6 protein-coding genes and 1 pseudogene are annotated in these 6,103 nt (G+C 40.2%); 5 read left to right on the forward strand and 2 right to left on the reverse strand.

Annotated elements, in window-relative coordinates:
* Positions 1-83: 83 nt before the first annotated feature.
* Positions 84-311, reverse strand: coding sequence for a hypothetical protein (locus tag F6K54_RS14005; protein ID WP_293078433.1), 228 nt, complete (start codon positions 309-311; stop codon positions 84-86).
* Between the two features lie 684 nt (positions 312-995).
* Between F6K54_RS14005 and F6K54_RS14010 the strand changes: the two genes are divergently transcribed.
* The 4 genes from F6K54_RS14010 to F6K54_RS14025 all read left to right on the forward strand — a co-directional run bounded on the left by F6K54_RS14010 (position 996) and on the right by F6K54_RS14025 (position 3,450).
* On the forward strand, positions 996-2,801 hold the full coding sequence (locus F6K54_RS14010; protein ID WP_293078435.1) for a PKD domain-containing protein: 1,806 nt from the start codon (positions 996-998) through the stop codon (positions 2,799-2,801).
* 102 nt (positions 2,802-2,903) lie between these two features.
* Complete coding sequence (locus F6K54_RS14015) at positions 2,904-3,017, forward strand: PEP-CTERM sorting domain-containing protein (protein ID WP_293078437.1); 114 nt, start codon at positions 2,904-2,906, stop codon at positions 3,015-3,017.
* A 103-nt stretch (positions 3,018-3,120) separates the two neighbouring features.
* Positions 3,121-3,234 (forward strand): PEP-CTERM sorting domain-containing protein, encoded by a 114-nt coding sequence (locus F6K54_RS14020; RefSeq protein WP_293078439.1) that lies wholly within the window; start codon positions 3,121-3,123, stop codon positions 3,232-3,234.
* A gap of 102 nt (positions 3,235-3,336) precedes the next feature.
* The gene (locus tag F6K54_RS14025) at positions 3,337-3,450 is read left to right on the forward strand and encodes a PEP-CTERM sorting domain-containing protein (protein WP_293078441.1); all 114 of its coding nucleotides are present in this window, start codon (positions 3,337-3,339) and stop codon (positions 3,448-3,450) included.
* Positions 3,451-3,737: 287 nt separating this feature from the next.
* On the opposite strand, the pseudogene F6K54_RS14030 reads toward F6K54_RS14025, so the two are convergent.
* Positions 3,738-4,821: pseudogene (locus tag F6K54_RS14030) on the reverse strand (RNA-guided endonuclease InsQ/TnpB family protein).
* A 261-nt stretch (positions 4,822-5,082) separates the two neighbouring features.
* On the opposite strand from F6K54_RS14030, the gene F6K54_RS14035 reads away from it, so the two are divergent.
* Complete coding sequence (locus F6K54_RS14035) at positions 5,083-5,262, forward strand: hypothetical protein (RefSeq protein ID WP_293078443.1); 180 nt, start codon at positions 5,083-5,085, stop codon at positions 5,260-5,262.
* The last annotated feature ends 841 nt before the right edge of the window (positions 5,263-6,103 follow it).

Below are 6,103 nucleotides of genomic sequence, written 5' to 3' on the forward strand. Positions count from 1 at the left end.
CGGAACTCAGAAGTCAGAAGTCAGTAGGGGCGATTCGCGTTTGCGGAGCATTCCGTAGGAAATCGCCCGTACAGAAGTAATATCTAACTGATGAAACTTTTGTATACCGTAGGTTGGGTTAAGCGAAAACGCAACCCAACACCACCAGGATTTTTAACTTTCAAGCTACCTCGATCAAATAAACCTACACGATCGCAAACCTTGCTGATCGTGTAATTTTTTTGACTACTTATTAGATACTGACAATATTTTATATAATTATTGCTCTGCTGATTAAATATTAAAGCATTGACTGATATTGGTTGTAGCATTTTTTTGTCGAAAAAATTGCCAGCTTTTCAGCGGAAAGAGCTGCATAAAGCTAGTATTTTGGGACGATTATGGCAGAAAAATCACTCTTACAATTTTTCCGACTACCTCCTCTATAATTCCCCGTTTCTCCTGTCTTCCCCTCCTGGGAGGGGCTAGGGGTGGGTTGTCTCCTACCCCTACTAAAAGACTTTTTCAGCAAATTCTAATTATACCAGACAATCTAAATAAATTTCAATCAAATTTTTCAGTTGATGATAATTTTGTGGTTCAGGCGATCGCCAATTAGAACCTATTAAACAGCGCCAATATAGAGATATCCTTAAGGTTTAACACTATACATATTGTCTTTGCGTAAGTCCTAACCAGAAGGAAAAGAAGATAAATAATTTGTCAAAAAACCAGATTTAGCCCTCAAATTAATTCATAAAACTTTGTCGAAAAAATATCGTCCTAGTGTAGTTTTAAAAGTCCAGATAATTAGTGCCATACACCAGGTTTCTTATTTAGATGCATAAATTTTGCTCCTCAAGATAAATGATTTTATAGAAACGTGAAAAAAACTATATGAAGGAAAAAACAATTCTATGTGTAGTTTTAAAAGTCCAGATAATTAGGGCAATACAGGCGGTTTCTTGTTTAGGTGCATAAATTTTGCTCCTCAAGATAAATGATTTTATAGAAACGTGAAAAAACTATATGAAGGAAAAAACAATTCTATGATTTACAAAACCAAACGAATTGTAGCTTCCCTTGGAGCAACACTTATCGCTTTAGCAATAGGGAAACCAGCGATCGCTAGCATCTTGTACAATTCCTCTACAGGTCATTACTACGAATTCGTTCGCGGTGGATACACTTGGACTCAAGCAAAGTCACTAGCAGAAAATCGCTCTTATCGAGGTTTGCAGGGATATCTGGCAACTATCACCTCCCCAGCAGAACAGAACTTTATTGTTTCGAGATTTGGTGTCTCTGACTGGGGTGGATGGATCGGTGCCAGTGATGCTGGAAGAGACGGAACTTGGCGGTGGGTGACAGGGCCAGAAGCGGGAAGAGTATTTTGGCAGAACGGCACGCAACTTGGTTACAACAATTTTCATCCAGGAGAACCTAACGAGTTGTTAAGCAACACCGAAGACTACGCTCATATTTGGAAACATGGGGGTGGTACTTGGAACGACCTGCCAAATGATGTAGCGCGAGCTTGGGGTTGGAAGCATCCCGAAGCTAATTCCGTGGGCTATTATGTTGAGTACGGCGGCATTACACTAGAAACTGTGCCGACACTTGAATCATTTTTACTCAACGGTCGGAATGGAAACATCAATATTTTTGAAGGGCAGTCGGTCTCGGCAACATTATCTGCTCAGGATACAGACCTAGATATTCTCGACTTCTATGTTAATAATCAAAAGGTAAGTACCAGGACTCCATCGGTAAGTTCTGGCAGGGTATCCACAACAGTGTCATTAGGTCCGTTTGCTGACAACGGCACTTACACCCAGACCGCACAAGTAAGAGATGAAGACGGTGTTACTAGCCAAAGAATCACCGGAACCGTAAACGTCCAAAACGTAGCTCCAACCCTAGGAAATCTTAACCTGTCGAACACGGTCATCAATGAAGGACAATCAGCGTCTGTACAACTATCTGCTACTGACCCCGGCGCTGACAGCATATCCTTTTTCCTTAATAACCAAAATATCGGCACCGATTACCGGACTTCTGGCAACCGTGTCGTCAATAAAAATCTGGGGGTATTTGCAGACAATGGAAGCTTTACCTACACAGGTCAGGCAAGAGATGATGATGGTGGCATCAGTAATACCCGAACCCAAACCTTAACAGTTAGAAACGTAGCTCCAACCTTGCAAGGTTTTAACCTATCCAATGCGGTTATTAACGAGGGCGACTCCGCATTTGCAGAACTATTTGCCACTGACCCCGGTGCGGACTCTATCTCCTTTTTCCTGAACAACCAAAATATCGGCACTGATACCCGTACTTCTGGCAACCGTTTAGTCAAGACAAATCTGGGGGTATTTGCAGACGAGGGAACCTTTACCTACACAGGTCAAGCAAGAGATGACGATGGTGGTAACAGCAACATCTTTGCCAGAACCTTAACAGTCAACAACCTCGACCCCACCATTACTAGCTTAACGGAGGATTTCACCATCGATACCAACACAACATTCAATTTTGCTGCCACGGCGACAGACCCAGGTATTAACGATATTCTCACCTTTGATTGGGATTTTGATGGGGACGGTTTATTTGATGACTTTACAGGTAACAGCGGTGAATGGTTCTTCTCGAATCCCGGCCTTTATGAGATGAACTTGCGAGTCTCAGACGGTGATGGTGGTTTCGCTTACGGTTCTTTTAAAGCGGAAGCAGAAGACGTTCCCGAACCTGGTTCAATTTTGAGTCTGTTAACCCTTGGTGCTTTGGGTGTGGGGTCCCGTCTACGCAAGCGTAAGACCTAATAAAAAGCTCCTTTAATTGAGGGGTAGCGATCGCTCTTCTTAGTCAAACAGGACTTACGCAAAGACACTGTGTATAGAGTGAGTAACTATTGTCCAATAGTTATGACTACTATATATAGCGTAGCAGAAGCAGTTCCCGAACCTGGTTCAATTTTGGGTGTGTTAACCCTTGGTGCTTTGGGTGTCGGTTCCCGTGTACGCAAGGGTAAGACCTAATAAAAAGCTCCTTTAATTGAGGGGTAGCGATCGCTCTTTTTAGTCAAACAAGACTTACGCAAAGACACTGTGTATAGAGTGCAGTAACTATTGGACAATAGTTATGACTACTATATATAGAGTAGCAGAAGCAGTTCCCGAACCTGGTTCAATTTTGGGTGTGTTAACCCTTGGTGCTTTGGGTGTCGGTTCCCGTGTACGCAAGGGTAAGACCTAATAAAAAGCTCCTTTAATTGAGGGGTAGCGATCGCTCTTTTTAGTCAAACAAGACTTACGCAAAGGTACTATTTATAGGGCAAATAACTATTGGACAATAGTTGTGAGTACTATATATAGCGTAGCAGAAGCAGTTCCCGAATCTGGTTCAATTTTGGGTGTGTTAACCCTTGGTGCTTTGGGTGTCGGTTCCCGTGTACGCAAGGATAAGACCTAATAAAAAGCTCCTTTAATTGAGGGGTAGCGATCGCTCTTTTTAGTCAAACAAGACTTACGCAAAGGTACTATTTATAGGGCAAATAACTATTGGACAATAGTTATGAGTACTATATATAGCGTATATGCGTAAGTCCTAAGTCAAATAGACATCTCCAATAATAAAAACAGGAAATCAATTATCTGCTTCATAAAACCGATATAAAACGTCATAATATGACATTTTACTGTTTACTTCCTGCTTTCCTGCGGAATGCTGCGCAAACAACTGAGGCCGTCGGCGGTTACTCATCCACAGGCATTGACGACCGAGCCGACCGCATTTCTCAAATTAATACTGGCGTTTAAATCTCTATCTATTGACAACCCACATTCTGGGCAATCATAAGTTCTCAGATCCAAAGGCATATCTTGGACATGACCACACCTACTGCAAGTTTTTGATGATGGAAAAAATCTATCAACTACCACTAGCTCAGAACCATGCCATTCGCACTTATATTCTAGCTGTCGCCTGAATTCATAAAATCACTATCTGCTATCTGATTTTCGCTAGCTTATGATTGCGTAACATTCCGCTTACATTCAAATCTTCAATTGACACACTGCCGTGGTTTTTGGCTAAGTATGTTGTCAGTTTATGAAGTGCGTCATGACGAATGTTAGCTACTTTTCTATGCAACCTAGCTATCTTTAGTTGTGCTTTTTTCCAGTTAGCAGAGCCTACCTCTTTATGACGATTTAGGTATTGCAGCCTAGACAACTTAGCTTCAAATTTATGATACGATCTCACACTTTCAAATACTTTTCCATCACTTAATGTCGCTAAGGTTTTTACGCCCAAATCTACACCGATAGCATCAGTTTTTTGGGCCGTGGTTATGGGATGAAATTCATAGCTACAACTGAGATACCAATCACCCGCTTGTCTACTAATAGTTATTTTTTTAGTTAAGACCTCAATGGGTTCATAAGTTTTTACCATACCAATAAATGGTAATTTGTGATTTCACCCATTTAATTCTATTGGTTTTCCGCAATTATCAATTGTAAAAGAATCAGACCTACCTTTCTTCTTAAACTTTGGATATTTACCCAACCCCTGAAAGAATCTTTTAAATGCTTCACCCAGATTTCGGAAAGCATATTGATAAACTCTAGAAGATAATTTTTTCATCCAGGGTATTAGTGGTTTTGTGTGATTGGTAAAAACTTCTCTGAGCTTGCGTGCATTCGGTTTGTAACCATCTTTGTAGGCTGCATTCCATAAACTTAAACCCCAATTATAAACCCACCTTGAATAACCTGCGTGTTGGGCTAAAAGCGTTTTTTGCTGATTATTTAATTTGAGTTTGGTTCTAATGGATTTCATGTATGAGTCAGAAGAGTCTGCCTATAGTATATGGGAGTTTAAGGTATTATATAGTTATTATTTGATTAAGTCAATGCTCTTTTTTGAGTTGACGACTGTATTTTCAATTCCAAGAGAAAATTATCTCATTATACTGCGTTATAACGTAAATTGTTAACTAAGTCAATGCTCTCCCTGTTCTCTATTTTCTGAAGATGTCTAATAAAGCGATCGCCTCCCAAGCACATTTTTGTTTATTTTGCAACAAAGCCAGGTAAAATTATGATATTATTCAATACTCGTCCAATATGTCTCGGACTAACAGCTTTTTTTCTGGGACTTGCCATACCTCAATCTGCTAAGGCAGCATCTCTTATTAACTTTGAGAGCATACCCGGCCGTGTGCCCACTGAGGGTATCTCCATTGTTATTATCAGGCAAGACTTTCAATCGCTAACCTGAAATACTACATTTTGAAGTGCGGAATGTAGGTTATACTGTATAAATTATCTTCATTAACCTTTCTTAAGAGTTAAATTTTTGGGAAAATATTAAGCATAAATACTCAATTTCTACGTTATTATTTTCTCCTGAATTCTGGATTCTGACTCCTAAATTTTTATACTACAATTTGTCGTAAAGAATGTAGGATAGAATATTTATGCAAAGTGCGTAAATATAAATTTGTCTAGACGATGACTGTCGTTCATACTCCTCAAAGAAAAATATTAGTGAATCTTAAATAATTGATGTTTTAGACTTTAACTTAACCTTAATCTTTGTGGAAAATTCTGTGGAAAACTATGGTTGAATTGTGGAAAACTTTACCTTTCTGGAAAATCTTATATAAGGAAAAATAATATCAAATCCGTTCGATTTCGGTAAAAAAAAATTTCCATCTGAGCGCCATTGCCAAATCTTTCTTTATCTCCCCTACTTTGAGTGGAGAGGACACGGGGAGGGGGAGACGCGGAGACACGGAGAGAGGAAGACGCAGGGGTTTTCTTTAATAAATAGAGCGAGTAGATTAAATTACAGCACGAGCGCGACTCTATCTATGGGGTAAACCCATCGCGGGCAAGATGCCCGCACTACAATGTTTTCAGCATTTATCCTGTACATCATTTGCCCGAAACCTGCTGTCATTACTCAATTATCCAATCTCCGCGTCCCCGTATTAGGGGTCGATAGGAGCCTCACGACTCCCACCTCCCATTCAAAACCGGACGTGAGACTTTCACCTCATCCGGCTCCTGAGTTAACTAACCTGATTGTCACAGGCACAGTCTTCGTTTACCAGAGT

The sequence above is a fragment of the Okeania sp. SIO3B5 genome, from assembly GCF_010692555.1.
Taxonomy (GTDB): domain Bacteria; phylum Cyanobacteriota; class Cyanobacteriia; order Cyanobacteriales; family Microcoleaceae; genus Okeania.